This window comes from Streptomyces tauricus (assembly GCF_014650955.1).
Taxonomy (GTDB): Bacteria; Actinomycetota; Actinomycetes; order Streptomycetales; family Streptomycetaceae; genus Streptomyces; species Streptomyces tauricus.
The window spans coordinates 137,655-156,045 of record NZ_BMVY01000012.1; the positions used below are offsets into that span (position 1 = coordinate 137,655).

The window sequence follows — 18,391 nt, forward strand, 5'->3', positions numbered from 1 at the left end:
GGCAGCCCGTTCGAGGCGGGGTCGGCGCAGGGTGTTACGTTGCGCAGGCGTCACCGAATCAGCACGGGTGGGGAGAGATCATGGACACCACGCAGCGGACCGATCAGCAGAGGTCCGCCGACCGCCGACGGCGTGAGCTGTTGGAGGCCGCCGACCGGGTGGTGCTCCGCGACGGCCCGGGCGCTTCGATGAACGCCATCGCGGCGGAGGCGGGCATCACCAAGCCGATTCTGTACCGCCACTTCGGCGACAAGGGCGGACTCTACGCGGCCCTCGCCAAACGTCACACCGACGCGCTCCTCGGAGCGCTGCGCGCCGCGCTGGACGCGCCCGCCGAGCGCCGGGAGCGGGTGGAGGCCACCCTCGACACGTACCTCGCGGCGATCGAGGCCCGCCCGCAGGTGTACCGCTTCCTGATGCACCCGTCGGAGGGCGGCCCGCAGAACGAGCAGGGCTTCGACATGGGGGCGTACTCCTTCCCCCTTCTGCGCCGCATGGGCGAGGAGTTGGCCGACGTCATCGAGGAACGCGTCGATCTCGGCCCGAACAGCCAGCAGTTGGCGCGCGTCTGGGGCCACGGCATCGTCGGCATGATGCACGCCGCCGGCGACTGGTGGCTGGGCGAACGCCCCTGCGCCCGCGCCGAGTTGGTCCAGGCGCTCGCCGACCTCCTCTGGGGCCGCCTGGCAGCGGCAGGCGACAAAGCAGGCGGCCCAGGCTTCTGACCAAGGCCTCCCGGCCCCCGCCCTCCCCAGGGGCGCGGGGAACGGCGCAGTCTTTTCGCCCTTCAGGGGCGCGGGGAACGGCGCAGTCTTTGTCTTTGGCCTTTAGGGGCGCGGGGAACGGCGCGATCTCTTGGCTTTCAGGGGGCGCAGCCCCCAAGGGGCGCGGGGAACAGCGCAATCAGCGACCCCTCAAGACCCCCAGGACGCCCGCCGCGCCTGCCGACGCACGCGCCACCGCCGCCACCCCGTGACCCGATCCACGTACAACCCACCGTCAAGGTGATCGCACTCGTGCTGAAGGCACCGGGCGAACCACCCGCTCCCATGCACCCGCACCGGCGCCCCGTCCAGGGACACCCCCTCCACCACGGCGTGGTCGTACCGCTCGGTCCCCGCCTCCAGCCCCGGCAGCGACAGACACCCCTCGGGCCCCCGCAGCACCACCCCGTCCACCTCGACGAGCCGCGGGTTCACCACATGCCCCACATGCCGCCGGTCGTCGTCATCGGGGCAGTCGTACACGAACACCCGCAACGACTCCCCGACCTGGTTGGCGGCCAGCCCGACCCCTTCCGCCGCGTACATCGTCGCGAACATGTTCTCGACCAGTCGGGCGAGTTGGGGACCGAACTCCGTCACTTCTTCACACCGTGTGTGCAACACGGGGTCGCCGAGCAAAGACAGAGGTAGAACGCGCCCTCGGGCGCCGGGGATCGAGCCGCTTCGCATGGCGGCAAGGGTACGGTCCTCCATGCAGCACGGGCTTCGGAGTGGTGCCGCGGTTCGGGCCTGCGAGTGGATCTCGATAGGCTGAGGGCCAGACGTTGCCGGGGGCAGTGCGCGGCGCCGTACGCAAGGAGGATCGGGAACTGATGGCAGGCAACTCGGACCCGCTGTCGCCGCGGGCCAAGCTCGCCGTGACAGCGGGCAAAGCGGTCGCGGCGGCATCACGTGCCGCGGGCCGCGGCAGCGGATCGGTGATCGGCGGCCGGGTCGCGCTCAAACTCGACCCCGACCTGCTGGCCAGGCTCGCCCAGCACCTGGACGTGATCCTGGTGTCGGCCACGAACGGCAAGACCACCACGACGCGGCTGATCGCCGAGGCGCTGCGGGCGGCGGGCCCCGTCGTCTCGAACGCGCTGGGCGCGAACATGCCCGCGGGCATCACCTCGGCGCTGGCCGGCGGTTCCGACTCGCGGTTCGCCGTCATCGAGGTCGACGAGAAGTATCTGTCCGGGGTGGCGCGGGACACGGATCCCAAGTGCATCGCCCTGCTCAACCTCTCGCGCGACCAGCTCGACCGCGCGGCCGAGACCCGCATGATGGCCGAGCACTGGCGCGAGGGCCTGGCCGGCTCCAAGGCGGTCGTCGTCGCCAACGCCGACGACCCGCTGGTCGTCTGGGCCGCGTCGTCCTCGCCGAACGTGGTGTGGGTGGCCGCCGGTCAGATGTGGAAGGACGACGCCTGGTCGTGCCCGTCGTGCGGCGGTGTGATGCAGCGCCCCGGCGACGACTGGTTCTGCGGCGACTGCGGTTTCCGCCGTCCCACGCCGACCTGGGCGCTCTCCGGGGACCATGTCCTGGACCCGCACGGTTCGGCCTGGCCGATCCACCTGCAGCTGCCGGGCCGGGCCAACAAGGCGAACGCCGCCTCGTCGGCCGCCGTCGCCGCCGTGTTCGGCGTACCGCCGCAGGTCGCCCTGGAACGCATGTACCAGGTGCAGGCCGTGGCCGGGCGCTACGACGTCGTGCAGTTCATGCAGCGCGACCTGCGCCTGCTGCTCGCCAAGAACCCGGCGGGCTGGCTGGAGACGTTCTCCCTGATCGACCCGCCGCCGACCCCGGTGATCCTGTCGGTGAACGCGCGCGGCGCCGACGGCACCGACACCTCCTGGCTGTGGGACGTCGACTACACCCGGCTCACCGGTCACCCGATCTTCGTTCTCGGCGACCGCAAGCTGGACCTCGCCGTTCGGCTGGAGGTAGCGAACCAGCAGTTCCAGGTATGCGAGAACCTCGACCAGGCCGTGCAGCAGGCACCGCCCGGCCGGATCGAGGTCATCGCGAACTACACCGCTTTCCAGGACCTGAGGCGTCGTGTCGGCAACTGAACCCCGAAGGACGAAGAGAATGAGTGACAACAGCCTTCGGCTGGTGTGGATCTATCCGGACCTGCTGAGCACGTACGGCGACCAGGGCAACGCGCTCGTCGTCGAGCGCCGGGCGCGCCAGCGCGGTCTGGACGTGGCCCGTCTCGACGTACGCAGCGACCAGCCGATCCCCACCTCCGGCGACATCTACCTCATCGGTGGCGGCGAGGACCGGCCGCAGCGTCTGGCGGCCGAGCGGCTGCGCCGCGACGGCGGTCTGCACCGCGCGGTCGGCAACGGCGCGATCGTCTTCTCGGTCTGCGCCGGCTACCAGATCCTCGGCCACGAGTTCATCAACGACCTGGGCCAGCGCGAGCCGGGCCTCGGTCTGCTCGACGTGCACTCCACGCGTGGCGAGGGCGAGCGGTGCGTCGGTGACGTACTGGGCGACATCGACGCGCGTCTGGGGCTGCCGCCGCTGACCGGCTTCGAGAACCACCAGGGCATCACGCACCTGGGCCCCACCGCCCGCCCCTTCGCCAACGTGCGCCTGGGCAAGGGCAACGGCACGGGCGACGGCACGGAGGGCGCGTACAACGACACGGTCTTCGGGACGTACATGCACGGGCCCGTGCTCGCCCGCAACCCGTTGATCGCGGACCTGCTGCTCAAGCTGGCGCTCGACGTGAACGCGCTGCCGCCGATCGACGACCGGTGGTACGAGGCACTGCGCTCCGAGCGCATCTCGGCTGCTCAGCAGCCTGCCTGACCCCACCTGAACAGCCCATCCGGCGACGTGCCCGCTCACCTGTGCGGGCACGTCCAGCAGGCGGACGCACAGTGCGGAAACGCCCCCTGCCGCCGGTAGGGTGGCGGCGTCCTGCCGGACAGCGTGGTCCGGTTCCCGGTCCACGTTGAGAAGGTATTCCGGACTATGCGTATTGGTGTCCTCACGTCCGGTGGCGACTGCCCCGGTCTGAACGCCGTCATCCGGTCCGTCGTACACCGCGCCGTCGTCGACCACGGCGACGAGGTCATCGGCTTCCGGGACGGCTGGAAAGGCCTGCTGGAAGGCGACTACCTCAAGCTCGACCTCGACGCGGTGAGCGGCATCCTGGCCCGCGGCGGCACGATCCTCGGCTCCTCCCGGGTCCAGCCCGCGCATCTGCGGGACGGTGTGGAGCGGGCCAGGGGCCATGTCGAGGAACTGGGGCTCGACGCGATCATCCCGATCGGCGGCGAGGGCACGCTCAAGGCGGCCCGCCTCCTGTCGGACAGCGGTCTGCCGATCGTCGGCGTGCCGAAGACCATCGACAACGACATCGCCGTCACGGACGTCACCTTCGGCTTCGACACGGCGGTGGGCGTCGCCACCGAGGCCCTCGACCGGCTGAAGACCACCGCCGAGTCCCACCAGCGCGTCCTGATCGTCGAGGTCATGGGCCGCAACACCGGCTGGATCGCGCTGCACTCCGGTATGGCCGCGGGCGCCCACGCGATCGTCGTGCCGGAACGGCCCTTCGACATCGCGGAGTTGGCCGCCAAGGTCGGTGAACGCTTCTCCGCGGGCAAGAAGTTCGCGATCGTCGTCGCCGCGGAGGGCGCCAAGCCCCGCGAGGGCACGATGACGTACGACGAGGGCCGCAAGGACGTCTACGGGCACGAGCGGTTCGCGGGCATCGCCCGGCAGCTCTCCATCGAGCTGGAGGAGCGCCTCGGCAAGGAGGCGCGGCCGGTGATCCTCGGGCACGTCCAGCGCGGGGGGACGCCGACCGCGTACGACCGGGTGCTCGCCACGCGGTTCGGGTGGCACGCGGTGGAGGCCGTGCACCGGGGTGAGTTCGGGAACATGACCGCGCTGCGCGGGACGGACATCGTGATGGTGTCGCTCGCGGAGGCCGTGGAGACGCTGAAGACCGTGCCGGACGAGCGGTACGCGGAAGCGGAAACCGTGCTCTGACGCTCAGCCGGGAGAGCTGCGGGACCGCGGGTGGTTCGTACGCTGCGGGTTCGGCGTGGCTGAGCGCGCCCGCGCGGCGGAGCCGCATGTCGATACAGCCCCGCGCCCCTAGAAAACGAACCTGCCCCCGGTCGTAGGCCCGACCGGGGGCGGTTCTAGTCTGGGTGGGACAGACAGCGCGCAACCCGTACGAAACAGGAGCCGGCGGATGGATCACAGCGGGCACGGCACGTCCATGGATCTGCCGCCGTTCACGCTGGGGCGGGGGCTCGAATGGTCCCCGGACCCGTTCTTCCTCGTCGCCTGCCTCGTGGGCCTCGCCCTGTACGGGTGGGGTGTGACGCGGCTGGTGCGGCGCGGTGACGCGTGGCCCGTCGGGCGGATCGTGGCGTTCGTCGTCGGTGTCCTGAGCGTCATGCTCGTCCTGTGCACCGGTCTGAACGACTACGGCATGGTCATGTTCAGCGTGCACATGGTGCAGCACATGGTGATCAGCATGCTGTCGCCGATCCTGATCCTGCTCGGCGCGCCGATCACCCTCGCACTGCGCGCGCTGCCGACCGCGGGACGCGGCAACAAGGGGCCGCGCGAGCTGCTCCTGATGCTGCTGCACAGCAGGTTCATGCGGGTCGTGACGCATCCGGCCTTCACGATCCCGCTCTTCATCGCCAGCCTGTACGCGCTGTACTTCTCGCCGATCTTCGACTTCCTGATGGGGTCGAAGACCGGGCACGTCGCGATGATGTGCCACTTCCTCGCCGTCGGCCTGGTGTTCTTCTGGCCGATCATGGGGGTCGACCCCGGCCCGCACCGGCCCGGCTATCTGATGCGGATGCTGGAGCTGTTCGCCGGTATGCCGTTCCACGCGTTCTTCGGTATCGCGTTGATGATGGCGTCCGAGCCGATGGTCGAGACGTACAAGAACCCGGCGGCCTCGCTGGGCATCGACGCGCTCTCCGACCAGAACGCGGCGGGCGGCATCGCCTGGGCGTTCAGCGAGATCCCGTCCGTGCTCGTGCTGCTGGCCCTGCTCTTCCAGTGGTACCGCTCCGAGCAGCGCCAGGCACGGCGTTCCGACCGGGCCGCGGACCGTGACGGCGACAAGGAACTCGAGGAGTACAACGCCTATCTGGCCTCACTGGCCGCACGTGGTAACTGAGTTTCGCTCCACCTCTTTCTGCCTTCCGGCCACTCCGCGCACTTTGCCAATTCCCCTTGACTGAAAGGCTTTGCCATTCAGTAGCATGGCGCGTGACGCCCTGCTTCCGTTCTGCAGGGTTCGGGGGAACCGCCGCCGGGGGGAGCGGTCATGACAATTCACGCATGCTTGCGAAGGACCGGAAAAACCGTGGTCCGAAGGCTCGCCGTACTTCTGGCCGCTGTGCTGATCCTCAGCGGATGCAGCGAACAGCGCCTGTTCGTGGTCCGGGCGGTCGCAGCCGGAATACCGTCACTCGCACCTTTTTTCGAGGAGGACGGATCGCTGGGCAAGGACCGCAGGGGACTCGCGCCCCAGGAGGCGCACAGCGGTCTGCAGCAGGGCAACACCCCTGGTCTGTACGAGGGCACGCGGGACCAGCAGGTCTGTGACGTCGATCGGCTGAAGGATTTCCTCACCGATCCCAGGAATCGACAAAAGGCCCGGGAATGGGCGCGGATCGTGGGTATCACGCCTGATCGGATCGAGGACCATCTCGACGACCTCACACCGGTCCTGCTGCGTCACGACACCCTCGTGAAGAACCATGACTACAAGAAAGGCAAAGCGGTCCCCTACGACTCGCTGCTCGAGGCGGGGATCGCGGTTTTGGTGAACGACCAGGGACTTCCCGCCGTGAAGTGCTCATGCGGAAATCCACTGAAGGCCTTCGACAAGGATCCCGAGAAGATCTCGGTCAAGTTCGAGGACGGCAACAAGAAGTGGGCGGGCTACGAGAAGTCCGACGTCGTGACCGTCAAGCCCTCGCCGAAGCCGCTGGAGCGGATCGCCCTCCTCGATGTGGACGATCCCGACACGGCCATCAACCGGCCCGTCGGCACCACGGGCGAGCAGGACAGCACCTTCGACGCGACGAAGCAGCACGAGGTGCCGCCCGTGGCGGGGATGACCTTCGACCAGGCCGGTCAGGCGCTGGCCCGGCTGGGTCTGGCCGTGGCGTACGACGGGGACGAACTCCCACCGGGTGACGCCGCGGTGACCGGCTCCACGCCCGGGCCCGGGACTCCGCTGGCGTTCGCGGAAGCGGTGACGCTGAGCGTGGACGCGGACTCCGGCTCGGGTCCGGGATCCGGGTCCAGTTCCGATTCGGGTTCCGTCGGGACGCCCGGCACGCCTCCACCGGCCGAGTCGGACACGTCGACCCCGCCGTCGGGCTCGGGTACCGGGTCGACGCCGGGAAAGGGGACCCCGTCGGACGAGGAGTCCGAGTCCGGTGGCGGGACCTCGTCGGGCTCGGGTTCGACGTCGCCCGGCGGCGGGACACCGTCCGAGACGCGGTCGACGCCCGGTGGTGGGACGGCGTCCTCGCCCGCCGGCGGCACAGCCACCGCGACCGAGTCCACGCCGGTCGAGAAGACGACGCCACCACCGGCCTCGTCGTCCTCGGCCCCGACCGCGTCCAGTACGCCGCCCACGGCAGGTCCCCCATCGGTGGAGCCCACATCCATGGAGCCCACGTCCACGGGGCCCACGGTCAGCGAACCAGCGGCGAGCGGGCCGGTGTCGAGCGGGCCCGCCTCGTCCGGCGGGCCGGGCACCGGCGAGGCGGACCAGGGCCCGGCGTAGGCCCACCAGGAGCAGAACCCCGGGAGTGACCGGATGGCATCAGGAACACCGCAGTCGGGAGTCGGCCGGGTCATCGGCGGCCGCTACCTCCTGCTGAACCAGCTGGGCAGCGGCGGCATGGGCCACGTCTGGCTCGCGTACGACCAGCGGTTGGCCTGCGAGGTCGCGCTCAAGGAGATCGTGTTCCGCGACCCGGCCGAGGCGGACCAGGACCGCTCGGCCCGGGTGGCGCGGGCCCGCGCCGAGGCCCGGCACGCCGCCGGCCTGCGCGGTCACCCGCACGTCGTGACCGTGCACGACGTGCTGGAGCACGAGGGCCTGCCCTGGATCGTGATGGAGTACGTGGCCGGGGCACTGGACCTGAGCGCCCTGGTCGCCCAGCGGGGCGCCGTGGCGCCCGTCGAGTGCGCCCGCATCGGGCTCGCCGTGCTGGACGCGCTGACCGCCGGGCACGAGCGCGGGGTCATGCACCGGGACGTCAAGCCCGCCAACATCCTCCTGGCCCCGGACCGCACGGGATCGCCGTACGCCCGTGTCCTGCTCACCGACTACGGCATCTCCGTGCAGCCCGACGGCGACGAGACCCGGTACACGCTGACCTCCGCGCTGGTGGGCACCGCCGGCTATCTGGCCCCCGAGCGGGCCCAGGGCGGGCCGCCCACCGCGGCGGCGGACCTGTTCTCGCTGGGCTGCACGCTCTACTACGCCGTCGAGGGGTACGGGCCCTTCGACCGTGAGTCGGGGCTCGCGGCGCTCACCGCCGTCGTCCTGGAGGAGCCGCGGCCCGTGCTGCACGCGGGCGCCCTGGAGCCACTGCTGTCGGCGATGCTCACCAAGGACCCGGTGCGCCGGATCACCGCCGAGGAGACCGAGGCCGCGCTGTCGGCGATCCTGACGCCCCAGCCGCATCCCCGCACCCAGGTGGACCCCGGCTCGGAGCCTCCGTGGGCGGACGGCATCACCCATACGGCCGCACCCCGCACTCCACCCGTGCCCGAGCGCCCGCGGAGCCACGGAGGGGGCCCGCAGTGGTACGCGCCGCCCGCCGACCAGCAGTCGCCCTCGCTGCCCCCTCGCCAGGAGTCCGCCCCCCATGCCTGGCCTTCGGGGCAGGTCCCGGACCCGTGGTACGACGGCCAGGGCTTCGGTCCTCCTCCCCCGGCGGCCCCCGGGCGGCGCCGCCGTCCCCGCAACCGCGCCCGTACGGCCGTCCTGGCGACCGCGCTGGGGCTGGCCGTCGCGGGCGGCGGAGCCTGGTACGCGATGGCGAACCTGCCGGGCGACGGCGACCGTGACGCCAAGCCGTACGGGGACGCCGTCGGGCTGTCCGAGCCGCTCGTCGACGGGAACTGCGTCGCGACGAAGTGGACCGGCACCCCCTTCGTCGGGGACCCGGAGCTCAGGGTCGTGAAGTGCCTCAGCGAGGAGACGTACGGGCAGGTGATGGCGGTGGTCGAGGCGGCGTCCGCGCAGGACGCCCGCTCGGCCGGTGCCACCCGGTGCGAGCAGCGCACCGAGGAGACCCGCAGAAAGCTGGCGGACGTCCGCTCCTACGCCGCCGTGCCGACCTCCGAGGGCTTCGAGGCCGCCGGGCACCGTGTGGCCTGTCTGCTGCTCGACGCGCGCGGCAAGCCGCTGTTCGGGCCGATCGGGGACCGTCGCCCCCTGGGCATGCGGTTCAGCGACACGGCCACCATGCAGAAGCGCGACTGCCTCGACCGGATCAGCGACAACATCGCCAAACTCGTCTCGTGCCAGGGCCCGCACCAGGAGCAGGTGCTCGACTTCCACCGGATGAGCCCGGACACGACCCTCGCCCAGGCCGGGCGGCGGGCGACCGGAGTCTGCCGCCAGGAGGTGCCGCCGAACGACTACGGCTACGACCCGAACGTCTATACGGGCTCGTCCTGGGTGGGCAACAGCGCCTGGACCTCCGGTACTCATTTCGTGGTCTGTACTGCAATTCGCAAGGACGGGGGCACCATGGAGAGGGACGAACCATGAGGAGGGTGTTGCGATGCCCGGTTCCACGAAGACCATGGGAGTGCTCACCGTCGGCGGCCTGGTGATGGTCACGGCCTACACGGTGGCGCTCGGCAGCAGCGGCTGGCTGTGGTTCGGCTGGGTGGTGCTCGGTCTGATCACGCTGGCGATGGTGGCCTCCCGGCCCACCTGAGGCACGCGCGACCGGTTCCCCGGGAAGCCTCGCGGCTCATCCCGGGGGATTCGTTCGTGCGGGATTCTTTCGTGCCGGATTTGTTCGGACGCGCTCCGGTCGAGCGGGAATCGGTCGTGCGGAATTTCATCGCGGGCGGCTCATTCGCGGGTCAGCAGCCCCGCCGAGTGCACGCCCGGCTGGTACTTCGGCAACCGGGCGGTGATTTTCATGCCCGCGCCCGGCGCGGTCTCGATGACCAGGCCGTAGTCGTCCCCGTAGACCTGCCGCAGCCGGTCGTCGACGTTCGACAGGCCGATGCCGTCCGAGGGGTCGGTCTCCCCCGCCAGGATGCGGCGCAGCCGGCCGGGGTCCATGCCCGGGCCGTCGTCCTCGATGACGACGAGCGCCTCGGCGCCGGCGTCCTGCGCGGTGATGCTGATCCGGCTCTTGTCGACCTTGACCGTGCCGCCTTCCAGTCCGTGTTTGACCGCGTTCTCGACGAGCGGCTGCAGACAGAGGAAGGGCAGGGTCACCGGCAGCACCTCGGGGGCGATCTGCAGGGTGACCGAGAGCCGGTCGCCGAAGCGCGCCCGGACCAGTGCCAAGTAGTGGTCGATGGCGTGCAGTTCGTCGGCGAGGGTGGTGAAGTCGCCGTGCCTGCGGAACGAGTAGCGGGTGAAGTCGGCGAATTCGAGGAGCAGTTCGCGGGCACGCTCGGGGTCGGTGCGCACGAACGAGGCGATCACCGCGAGCGAGTTGAAGATGAAGTGCGGGGATATCTGGGCCCGCAGCGCCTTGATCTCGGCCTCGATCAGCCGGGTGCGGGACTGGTCGAGGTCGGCGAGTTCCAGCTGGACCGACACCCAGCGGGCGACCTCTCCGGTGGCCCGCACGAGCACGGCGGACTCGCGGGGCGCGCAGGCGACGAGGGCCCCGTACACCCGGTCGTCGACGGTGAGCGGGGCGACGACGGCCCAGCGCAGCGGACAGTAGGGCTCGTCGCAGACGAGGCGGAAGGCCTCGCCGCGGCCGGTCTCCAGGGGGCCGCCGATCCGCTCCATGATCTGCTCCCGGTGGTGTTCGCCGGCGCCCTCCCAGGCCAGTACGGTCTCCTGGTCGGTGAGGCAGAGCGCGTCGGTGCCGAGCAGGGTGCGCAGCCGTCGCGCGGACTTGCGGGCCGTCTCCCCGGTCAGGCCCGCGCGCAGCGGAGGCGCGGCGAGGGAGGCGGTGTGCAGGGTCTCGAAGGTGGCGTGTTCGACGGGGGTGCCGAGGCCGCCGGGGCTCGGTGAGTGCGCGGTGCGCCGGCCCAGCCAGAAGCCTGCCGCCAGCAGCGGCAGCACGGCCACACAGAGCCCCGCCAGGAATCCGCTCACGCCTTGATCTCCTTGATCTCCTTGGCCTCCGTGCGTACCTGTCCCCCGGCGAGTTCCTCCGGCAGATGGAAGCGGGCGAGGATGGCCGCCGTTCCGGCCGGTACGCGCCGGGGTGTCGCCAGCGACACCAGCACCATGGTGAGGAAGCCCAGCGGCACGGACCACAGCGCGGGCCAGGCGAGGAGCGCGTGGAGCGAGCCCGTCCCGGGGAAGCCGGCCATGGTGGCAGCGACCGCGAGGAGCGCCGAGCCGCCGCCGACGAGCATTCCGGCGGCCGCGCCGGGCGGGGTGAGCCGGTGCCACCAGATGCCGAGGACGAGCAGCGGGCAGAACGACGAGGCGGAGACCGCGAAGGCGAGCCCGACGGCGTCGGCGACGGGCAGTCCGCCCACGAGCATGCTCGCCGCGAGCGGCACGATCATGGAGAGGACGGTGCCGAGCCGGAAGTGCCGTACGCCCCGGGAGGGCAGCACGTCCTGGGTGAGCACGCCCGCCACGGCCATGGTCAGGCCCGACGCCGTGGACAGGAACGCGGCGAAGGCCCCGCCCGCCACCAGGGCGCCGAGCAGGTCCCCGCCGAGGCCGCCGATGACCCGGTCGGGCAGCAGCAGCACGGCCGCGTCGGCGTCCCCGGTCAGGGTCAGCTCGGGGGCGTACAGGCGGCCCAGCGCGCCGTAGAGCGGTGGGAGGAGGTAGAAGAAGCCGATCAGGCCGAGTACGGCGACGGTGGTGCGGCGGGCGGCCACACCGTGCGGGCTGGTGTAGAAGCGCACGACGACGTGCGGCAGCCCCATGGTGCCGAGGAAGGTGGCGAGGATCAGCCCGTACGTGGCGTACAGCGGCCGTTCCTCGCGGCCCGCGGCGAGCGAGGTGGACATGCCCCCCTTGTCGCCGCGGTCGGCGACGGGCACGGGGTCGCCCTTGCTGAAGGACAGCCGGGTGCCCCGCTCGATGCGGTGTACGCCCGCGAGCAGCCGTATCCGCCGGTCCTCGTGGCGCACGCCGTCGACCGTGCCGTCCGCGGTGACGGTCAGCGGCCCGGTGAGCTTCAGGTCGAGTCCGGCGTCGATGCGTACGACCCGGTGTTCGCGGAACGCGGCCGGTTCGTCGAAGGCGTGGCGCGGCGCCCCGTCGTCCTGCCAGGCGAGGACGAGGAAGAGCGCGGGGACGAGCAGGGCGGTGAGCTTGAGCCAGTACTGGAAGGCCTGCACGAAGGTGATGCTGCGCATACCACCCGCGGCGACGGTCGCCACCACGACGACCGCGACGATGACGCCGCCGAGGGACTTGGACGCCCCGGTGAGCACGTTCAGCGTCAGCCCCGCGCCCTGGAGCTGGGGCAGCAGGTACAGCCAGCCGACCCCGACGACGAAGGCTCCGGCCAGCCGGCGCATGCCCTGCGAGGCGAGCCGCGCCTCGGCGAAGTCGGGCAGCGTGTACGCGCCGGAGCGGCGCAGCGGGGCCGCGACGAAGATCAGCAGGACGAGGTAGCCGGCGGTGTAGCCGACGGGGTACCAGAGCATGTCCGGGCCCTGGACGAGGACGAGGCCCGCGATGCCGAGGAATGAGGCGGCGGAGAGGTACTCGCCGCTGATGGCGGCCGCGTTCAGGCGGGGCCCGACGGTGCGCGAGGCCACGTAGAAGTCCGAGGTGGTGCGGGAGATGCGCAGGCCGAAGGCGCCCACGAAGACGGTCGCGACGACGACGAGCGCGACCGCCGGGACGGCGTAGTTCTCGTTCACGGGCGGTTCTCGCTCACACCTTCCGGGTTCACGGGCTCAGCGGTCCTCGACCAGGCGGACGAAGTCCTTCTCGTTGCGGTCGGCGCGGCGCACGTACCAGGCGGCGAGCAGCACCAGCGGCGGGTAGACGCAGAAGCCGAGCACGATCCATTCGAGGCTGGAACTGTCTCTCATCACGCTGAAGACGAGGGGCAGCGGCGCCACGAGGAGGACGAGCACGGCGAAGACGGTGAGCGCGGCCCGCAGTTGGCTGCGCATCAGGGAGCGGACGTAGGTGTGGCCGAGCGTGGTCTGCTCGTCGATCTCGGTCCGCGGCCGGGAGCGGCTCAGCGGACGCGTGCGGCGCGGCGGGCCCGTGACGACGACCCGGCGGTCGGTGGGGACACGCCGGTCGGTGGGGTCGTGGGGCAACTCCGCCTCCTCAGCTCGCGGTCCGGCGCATCAGCAGGTCCCGCAGTTCTCGTGCGTGGCGGCGGCTGACCTGGAGTTCGACCGAGTCGACCAGGACGCTCACGGTACCCGCGTCCAGGCGGAGTTCGCTGATGTGACCGAGCGCGACGAGATGACGGCGGTGGATCCGGACGAATCCGCGCGAACGCCAGCGCTCCTCAAGGGTGGAGAGGGGGATGCGGACGAGGTGGCTGCCCTGGTCGGTGTGCAGCCGCGCGTAGTCGCCCTGGGCCTCGACGTGGGTGATGTCCTCGACGGCGACGAACCGGGTGACTCCGCCGAGCTCGACCGATATGTGGTCCGGGTCGGGTTCGTGCACGGGTATCAGCGGGGCCGCGTCCATCTGCTCGACGGCCCGGCGCACGGCCTCGGCGAGGCGCTCCCTGCGGACCGGTTTGAGGACGTAGTCGACGGCCTTGAGGTCGAAGGCCTGGACGGCGAACCCCTCGTGGGCGGTGACGAACACGACGAGCGGCGGTTTGGCGAACCCGGCGAGCAGCCGTGCCATGTCGAGTCCGTCGAGGCCGGGCATGTGGATGTCGAGGAAGACGACGTCGATGCCCTCGTCGCCGCCGGGGCCGCTCTCCAGGGCCCGGTTGATCCGCCGCAGCGCCGCCGTGGCGTCGCTCGCGCCCTCGACGCTGCTCACCCGTGGATCCGCGTCCAGCAGATAGAGCAGCTCTTCGAGGGAGGGCGGTTCGTCGTCGACGGCGAGGGCGCGCAGCATGAACCCGGAGTGTAGGAGCAATCCGCGCGCCTGCACATGCGGCGGGCAAGGTCGTCGTGGCGGGATCGTCGCTGGATACAGTGCCCGCATGAGACCCACGTCCGCGCCTTTCGACGAGCTGGACCGGAAGATCGTCACGGCTCTGATGGCGAACGCCCGTACGAGTTTCGCCGAGATCGGCGCGGCGGTCGGGCTGTCCGCCACCGCCGTCAAGCGCCGGGCCGACCGGCTGCGCGAGACGGGCGTGATCACGGGGTTCACGGCGACGGTGAAACCGGCCGCGCTGGGGTGGCGTACGGAGGCGTACGTGGAGGTGTACTGCGAGGGCGCGGCGCCGCCGCGGCGGCTCGCGGAGGTGGTGCGCAACCATCCGGAGATCACGGCCGCGATGACGGTGACCGGCGGGGCGGACGCGCTGCTGCATGTGCGGGCCCGGGACGTGGAGCACTTCGAGGAGGTCCTCGAGCGGATCCGGGTGGAGCCGTTCATCCGCAAGACGGTCAGCTTCATGGTGCTGTCGCATCTGCTGCCGGAGAGCCCCGAGGCGGGGGCGAACCAGCCGGCTCCGGAGGCGTGACCCCGGCGGGGCGCTCGCGGCCGGAGGAGGGGGATCCGGTTCTTCTTCCACCCTTTCGGGTCAAGCGCGCATCAAACGTGCGCCGAAGCCGCCAAAGACGCAGCGTTTCTTCGGCAGCGCGCAATTTCTGATTCTTGTCGCGCCGCTCCCGCGCTTCCTACCGTTGAGGCATACCACCCGACACCTCAGGAAAGCGGAGGAGCCCCTCTGTGCCCATGAGCCGTGTGCCGCGCCCCAGGCGGTTTCTGGTCTGCGAACCCAGACACTTCGCCGTGCAGTACGCCATCAATCCCTGGATGCGTGAGGACACGCAGGTCGACGTCGAGCTGGCCCGGGGCCAGTGGGCGGAGCTGGTCTCCGCCTACCGCGCCCACGGCCACACCGTCGACAGCGTGGAGCCGGTCGCCGGTCTGCCGGACATGGTCTTCGCCGCGAACTCGGCGCTGGTCGTGGCCGGCCGGGTCTTCGGCTCGCTCTTCCACGCCCCGCAGCGCCGCCCGGAGTCGACGGCGTACGAGACGTGGTTCAGGAGCGCGGGCTTCGACGTCCGCCAGCCGGAGTCGGTGTGCGAGGGCGAGGGCGACCTGGTGTTCGCCGGCCGCCATCTCCTGGCGGGCACCGGATTCCGTACGGCGCGGGCCGCCCACCACGAGGTGCAGGAGTACTTCGGCGTCCCCACGGTCAGCCTCACGCTGGTGGATCCGCGCTTCTACCACCTCGACACCGCGCTGTTCGTGCTCGACGACGGCCCCGAGGCGAACATCGCGTACTACCCGGAGGCGTTCTCGGCGGGCAGCCGCGAGGTGCTCCGCCTGCTCTTCCCGGACGCGGTGGTCGCCACCCACGAGGACGCGATGGCGTTCGGGCTGAACTCCGTCTCGGACGGCCGTCACGTCTTCATCGCGCCGCGGGCCGAGGCCCTCGCGGGCGAACTCGACCGCCACGGCTATGTTCCCGTCCCCGTCGACCTGTCGGAGTTCCAGAAGGCCGGCGGCGGCATCAAGTGCTGCACACAGGAGATCCGCTCATGACTGTCGCGCCCAGCCGTTCCCTGCGCTCGTCCGCCGAGCTGATCCGCGCCGAGGAGCCCGTCCTCGCGCACAACTACCACCCGCTGCCCGTGGTCGTCGCCCGCGCCGAGGGCGCCTGGGTCGAGGACGTCGAGGGCCGCCGCTACCTCGACATGCTGGCCGGCTACTCGGCGCTCAACTTCGGGCACCGCCACCCGGCCCTGATCGAGGCCGCGCACCGCCAGCTCGACCAGCTGACGCTGACCTCGCGCGCCTTCCACAACGACCGGCTGGCCGGGTTCGCCGAGTCCCTGGCCGCGCTGACCGGCCTGGACATGGTGCTGCCGATGAACACGGGCGCCGAGGCCGTGGAGAGCGCCGTCAAGGTGGCCCGCAAGTGGGCGTACGACGTGAAGGGCGTCCCCGCCGACCGGGCGACCATCGTGGTGGCCGCGGACAACTTCCACGGCCGTACGACGACCATCGTGAGCTTCTCCACCGACGAGAGCGCCCGCGCCGGGTTCGGCCCCTTCACCCCCGGGTTCCGGGTGGTCCCCTACAACGACCTCGCCGCGCTCGAAGCGGCGATCGACGAGACGACCGCGGCCGTGCTGATCGAGCCGATCCAGGGCGAGGCGGGCGTCGTCATCCCGGACGACGGCTATCTGCGGGGCGTGCGGGAGGTGACCCGGCGGACGGGGTGCCTCTTCATCGCCGACGAGATCCAGTCGGGCCTCGGCCGCACGGGCCGCACCCTGGCCGTCGAGCACGAGGACGTCGTCCCGGACGTGGTGCTGCTCGGCAAGGCGCTCGGCGGCGGCATCGTGCCGGTCTCCGCGGTGGTCGCGCGCCGCGAGGTGCTCCAGGTGCTGCGGCCCGGCGAGCACGGCTCGACGTTCGGCGGCAACCCGCTGGCCGCGGCGGTCGGCTCCGCCGTGGTGGAACTGCTGGAGACCGGCGAGTTCCAGCGCCGGGCCGAGGAGGCGGGCGTCGTCCTGCGGGACGGCCTGACGGCCCTGGTCGGCAAGGGCGTACGGAGCTTCCGGGCGCGCGGGCTGTGGGCGGGCGTCGACATCGACCCCGCGATCGGTACGGGGCGCGAGATCAGCGAGTCGCTGATGCGCGAGGGAATCCTGGTCAAGGACACCCACGGCTCGACGATCCGCCTGGCCCCACCCCTGACGATCACCAACGAGGACCTGACCATGGCCCTCGGCACCCTGGAGCAGATCCTCCGCAAGGGCGCCTGAGCCCCGGGCCCCCAGCCCCCTCAGGGGCGCGGGGAACGGCGCAGTTTTTAGGGGCGCGGGGAACGGCGCAGTCTTTGGCCTTTAGGGGCGCGGGGAACGGCGCAGTCTTTACGCCTTTCAGGGGCGCGGGGAACAGCGCAACAGGCCCCACCGGGCCGGAGGCCGTTCCCCGCGCCCCCAAAAGGCGCCGTGGTCCGTCAGGGCTTCAAGAGCGTCTTGACCATCCCGTCCTCCTTCGCCTGGAACATCGCGTACGCCTTAGGCGCATCCTCCAGCGCCATGGAGTGCGTCTTGAACGTATCCACGCCGAGCGGATCCTCATCCGTCAGCAGCGGCAGGATGTCGTCCACCCAGCGCCACACATTCGCCTGCCCCATCCGCACCTGGATCTGCTTGTCGAACATCGTCAGCAGCGGCATCGGGCTGACCGCGCCGCCGTAGACCCCGGAGATGGACAGCGTGCCACCGCGGCGCACCAGCTCGATGCCGGCGTACAGCGCGCCCAGCCGGTCGATGCCCGCCTTCTCCATCATCGGCTGCGCCACCGCGTCGGGCAGCAGGCCGGTGACCCACTGGGCCGCCTTGGCGAAGGGCGCCCCGTGCGCCTCCATGCCGACGGCGTCGATGACGGCGTCGGTCCCGCGCCCGTCGGTGAGGTCCCGGACGGCGTCCGCCAGGTCCTTGCCGTTCATGCGGGCGTCGAAGCACGTGACGCCGTGGGCGCTGGCCCGGGTGAGGCGCTCCTTGACCAGGTCCACTCCGATGACCAGGCCGGCGCCGCGCTGCTGGGCGATCCGGGTGGCCATGTCGCCGATGGGGCCGAGGCCCAGCACGGTGAGGCTGCCGCCCGGCGGAACGGCCGCGTACTCCACCGCCTGCCAGGCCGTGGGCAGGACGTCCGAGAGATAGACGTACCGGTCGTCCGGCGGCCCCTCGGGCACCTTGATGGGCAGTTTGTTGCCGAACGGCACCCGCAGGAACTCGGCCTGTCCGCCCGGCACCTGCCCGTACAGCTTGGTGTACCCGAACAGGGAGGCGCCGCTGCCGCGCTCCCGCACCTGGGTCGTCTCGCACTGCGACTGGAGTCCTTGGTCGCACATGTAACAGTCGCGGCAGGAGACGTTGAAGGGGATGACCACCCGGTCGCCGGGCGCCAGGGCGGTGACCTCCGGCCCGACCTCCTCCACGACGCCCATCGGCTCGTGACCGAGGATGTCGCCGGGGTCGATGAAGGGGCCGAAGAGTTCGTACAGGTGGAGGTCGGAACCACAGAGGCCGGTGGAGGTGATCCGGACGATGATGTCGTCGGGCTTCTCGATGCGCGGATCCGGGACGGTCTCCACCCGGACGTCCCGCTTGCCCTGCCAGGTCAGTGCGCGCATGGTATGGCTCCTCCAGCGATCGTGATCGTTGTCCACTGCCATCGCCCGAGTCCCCTTTCTCCGCATTCCGACACTCCGGCAGACACTCCGGCCGAACCGCCGGGTGGCACTCCGGCCGAACCGCCGCCCGTGGGAAGCGTGACCGCTCCCCTGCCCGGGTAC

General features: G+C 71.2%; 17 protein-coding genes. 11 read left to right on the forward strand and 6 right to left on the reverse strand.

Annotation, left to right across the window (positions count from 1 at the left end; genetic code table 11):
- The first annotated feature begins 80 nt into the window (after nucleotides 1-80).
- A complete protein-coding gene (locus tag IE278_RS20325) occupies nucleotides 81-725 on the forward strand; it encodes a TetR/AcrR family transcriptional regulator (RefSeq protein ID WP_189774300.1) in 645 nt (214 codons plus the stop codon).
- Nucleotides 726-914: 189 nt separating this feature from the next.
- Here IE278_RS20325 and def read toward each other — a convergent pair whose 3' ends face one another.
- Nucleotides 915-1,454: a peptide deformylase gene (gene def, locus IE278_RS20330; RefSeq protein WP_189774302.1), complete on the reverse strand. Its 540-nt coding sequence runs from the start codon at nucleotides 1,452-1,454 to the stop codon at nucleotides 915-917.
- A 143-nt stretch (nucleotides 1,455-1,597) separates the two neighbouring features.
- Between def and IE278_RS20335 the strand changes: the two genes are divergently transcribed.
- From IE278_RS20335 to IE278_RS20365, 7 genes are all read left to right on the forward strand, one after another.
- Nucleotides 1,598-2,836: a MurT ligase domain-containing protein gene (locus tag IE278_RS20335; RefSeq protein ID WP_189774304.1), complete on the forward strand. Its 1,239-nt coding sequence runs from the start codon at nucleotides 1,598-1,600 to the stop codon at nucleotides 2,834-2,836.
- A gap of 19 nt (nucleotides 2,837-2,855) precedes the next feature.
- Entirely contained in the window at nucleotides 2,856-3,584 is a 729-nt protein-coding gene (locus IE278_RS20340; protein ID WP_189774306.1) for a type 1 glutamine amidotransferase, read from the forward strand.
- Between the two features lie 165 nt (nucleotides 3,585-3,749).
- A complete protein-coding gene (locus tag IE278_RS20345; RefSeq protein ID WP_189774308.1) occupies nucleotides 3,750-4,775 on the forward strand; it encodes a 6-phosphofructokinase in 1,026 nt (341 codons plus the stop codon).
- A 208-nt stretch (nucleotides 4,776-4,983) separates the two neighbouring features.
- Complete coding sequence (locus tag IE278_RS20350) at nucleotides 4,984-5,934, forward strand: cytochrome c oxidase assembly protein (protein ID WP_189774310.1); 951 nt, start codon at nucleotides 4,984-4,986, stop codon at nucleotides 5,932-5,934.
- A 189-nt stretch (nucleotides 5,935-6,123) separates the two neighbouring features.
- A complete protein-coding gene (locus IE278_RS20355; protein WP_246570428.1) occupies nucleotides 6,124-7,560 on the forward strand; it encodes a PASTA domain-containing protein in 1,437 nt (478 codons plus the stop codon).
- A gap of 33 nt (nucleotides 7,561-7,593) precedes the next feature.
- Complete coding sequence (locus tag IE278_RS20360; RefSeq protein ID WP_189774314.1) at nucleotides 7,594-9,564, forward strand: serine/threonine-protein kinase; 1,971 nt, start codon at nucleotides 7,594-7,596, stop codon at nucleotides 9,562-9,564.
- 13 nt (nucleotides 9,565-9,577) lie between these two features.
- Nucleotides 9,578-9,736: a hypothetical protein gene (locus tag IE278_RS20365; protein ID WP_107018800.1), complete on the forward strand. Its 159-nt coding sequence runs from the start codon at nucleotides 9,578-9,580 to the stop codon at nucleotides 9,734-9,736.
- 140 nt (nucleotides 9,737-9,876) lie between these two features.
- Here IE278_RS20365 and IE278_RS20370 read toward each other — a convergent pair whose 3' ends face one another.
- The 4 genes from IE278_RS20370 to IE278_RS20385 are packed head-to-tail and all read right to left on the reverse strand — an operon-like array spanning nucleotide 9,877 to nucleotide 14,010.
- Entirely contained in the window at nucleotides 9,877-11,091 is a 1,215-nt protein-coding gene (locus IE278_RS20370) for a sensor histidine kinase (RefSeq protein ID WP_189774316.1), read from the reverse strand.
- Entirely contained in the window at nucleotides 11,088-12,833 is a 1,746-nt protein-coding gene (locus tag IE278_RS20375) for a sodium/solute symporter (RefSeq protein ID WP_189774318.1), read from the reverse strand. Before IE278_RS20375 ends, IE278_RS20370 begins: the two co-directional genes overlap by 4 nt.
- Nucleotides 12,834-12,869: 36 nt before the next feature.
- Nucleotides 12,870-13,244 (reverse strand): hypothetical protein, encoded by a 375-nt coding sequence (locus IE278_RS20380; protein WP_189774320.1) that lies wholly within the window; start codon nucleotides 13,242-13,244, stop codon nucleotides 12,870-12,872.
- Between the two features lie 10 nt (nucleotides 13,245-13,254).
- On the reverse strand, nucleotides 13,255-14,010 hold the full coding sequence (locus tag IE278_RS20385) for a LytR/AlgR family response regulator transcription factor (protein WP_189774322.1): 756 nt from the start codon (nucleotides 14,008-14,010) through the stop codon (nucleotides 13,255-13,257).
- 88 nt (nucleotides 14,011-14,098) lie between these two features.
- On the opposite strand from IE278_RS20385, the gene IE278_RS20390 reads away from it, so the two are divergent.
- The 3 genes from IE278_RS20390 (at nucleotide 14,099) to rocD (ending at nucleotide 16,847) form a co-directional block, all read left to right on the forward strand.
- Complete coding sequence (locus IE278_RS20390; RefSeq protein ID WP_189774324.1) at nucleotides 14,099-14,587, forward strand: Lrp/AsnC family transcriptional regulator; 489 nt, start codon at nucleotides 14,099-14,101, stop codon at nucleotides 14,585-14,587.
- A 209-nt stretch (nucleotides 14,588-14,796) separates the two neighbouring features.
- A complete protein-coding gene (gene ddaH, locus IE278_RS20395; RefSeq protein WP_189774326.1) occupies nucleotides 14,797-15,618 on the forward strand; it encodes a dimethylargininase in 822 nt (273 codons plus the stop codon).
- On the forward strand, nucleotides 15,615-16,847 hold the full coding sequence (rocD, locus tag IE278_RS20400; protein ID WP_246570429.1) for an ornithine--oxo-acid transaminase: 1,233 nt from the start codon (nucleotides 15,615-15,617) through the stop codon (nucleotides 16,845-16,847). Before ddaH ends, rocD begins: the two co-directional genes overlap by 4 nt.
- A 197-nt stretch (nucleotides 16,848-17,044) precedes the next feature.
- Here rocD and IE278_RS20405 read toward each other — a convergent pair whose 3' ends face one another.
- Nucleotides 17,045-18,229, reverse strand: a complete 1,185-nt coding sequence (locus tag IE278_RS20405) for an alcohol dehydrogenase catalytic domain-containing protein (protein WP_189774328.1) — start codon at nucleotides 18,227-18,229, stop codon at nucleotides 17,045-17,047.
- Between the last annotated feature and the right edge of the window lie 162 nt (nucleotides 18,230-18,391).

Bases quoted from the DNA above. Each gene is read 5' to 3' on its own strand.
- IE278_RS20360 (WP_189774314.1), top strand. From the start codon at position 7,594: ATGGCATCAGGAACACCGCAGTCGGGAGTCGGCCGGGTCATCGGCGGC.
- IE278_RS20365 (WP_107018800.1), top strand. From the start codon at position 9,578: ATGCCCGGTTCCACGAAGACCATGGGAGTGCTCACCGTCGGCGGCCTG.
- IE278_RS20340 (WP_189774306.1), top strand. From the start codon at position 2,856: ATGAGTGACAACAGCCTTCGGCTGGTGTGGATCTATCCGGACCTGCTG.
- IE278_RS20345 (WP_189774308.1), top strand. From the start codon at position 3,750: ATGCGTATTGGTGTCCTCACGTCCGGTGGCGACTGCCCCGGTCTGAAC.
- IE278_RS20335 (WP_189774304.1), top strand. From the start codon at position 1,598: ATGGCAGGCAACTCGGACCCGCTGTCGCCGCGGGCCAAGCTCGCCGTG.
- IE278_RS20350 (WP_189774310.1), top strand. From the start codon at position 4,984: ATGGATCACAGCGGGCACGGCACGTCCATGGATCTGCCGCCGTTCACG.
- IE278_RS20390 (WP_189774324.1), top strand. From the start codon at position 14,099: ATGAGACCCACGTCCGCGCCTTTCGACGAGCTGGACCGGAAGATCGTC.
- rocD (WP_246570429.1), top strand. From the start codon at position 15,615: ATGACTGTCGCGCCCAGCCGTTCCCTGCGCTCGTCCGCCGAGCTGATC.
- IE278_RS20325 (WP_189774300.1), top strand. From the start codon at position 81: ATGGACACCACGCAGCGGACCGATCAGCAGAGGTCCGCCGACCGCCGA.
- IE278_RS20385 (WP_189774322.1), bottom strand. From the start codon at position 14,010: ATGCTGCGCGCCCTCGCCGTCGACGACGAACCGCCCTCCCTCGAAGAG.
- def (WP_189774302.1), bottom strand. From the start codon at position 1,454: ATGCGAAGCGGCTCGATCCCCGGCGCCCGAGGGCGCGTTCTACCTCTG.
- IE278_RS20405 (WP_189774328.1), bottom strand. From the start codon at position 18,229: ATGCGCGCACTGACCTGGCAGGGCAAGCGGGACGTCCGGGTGGAGACC.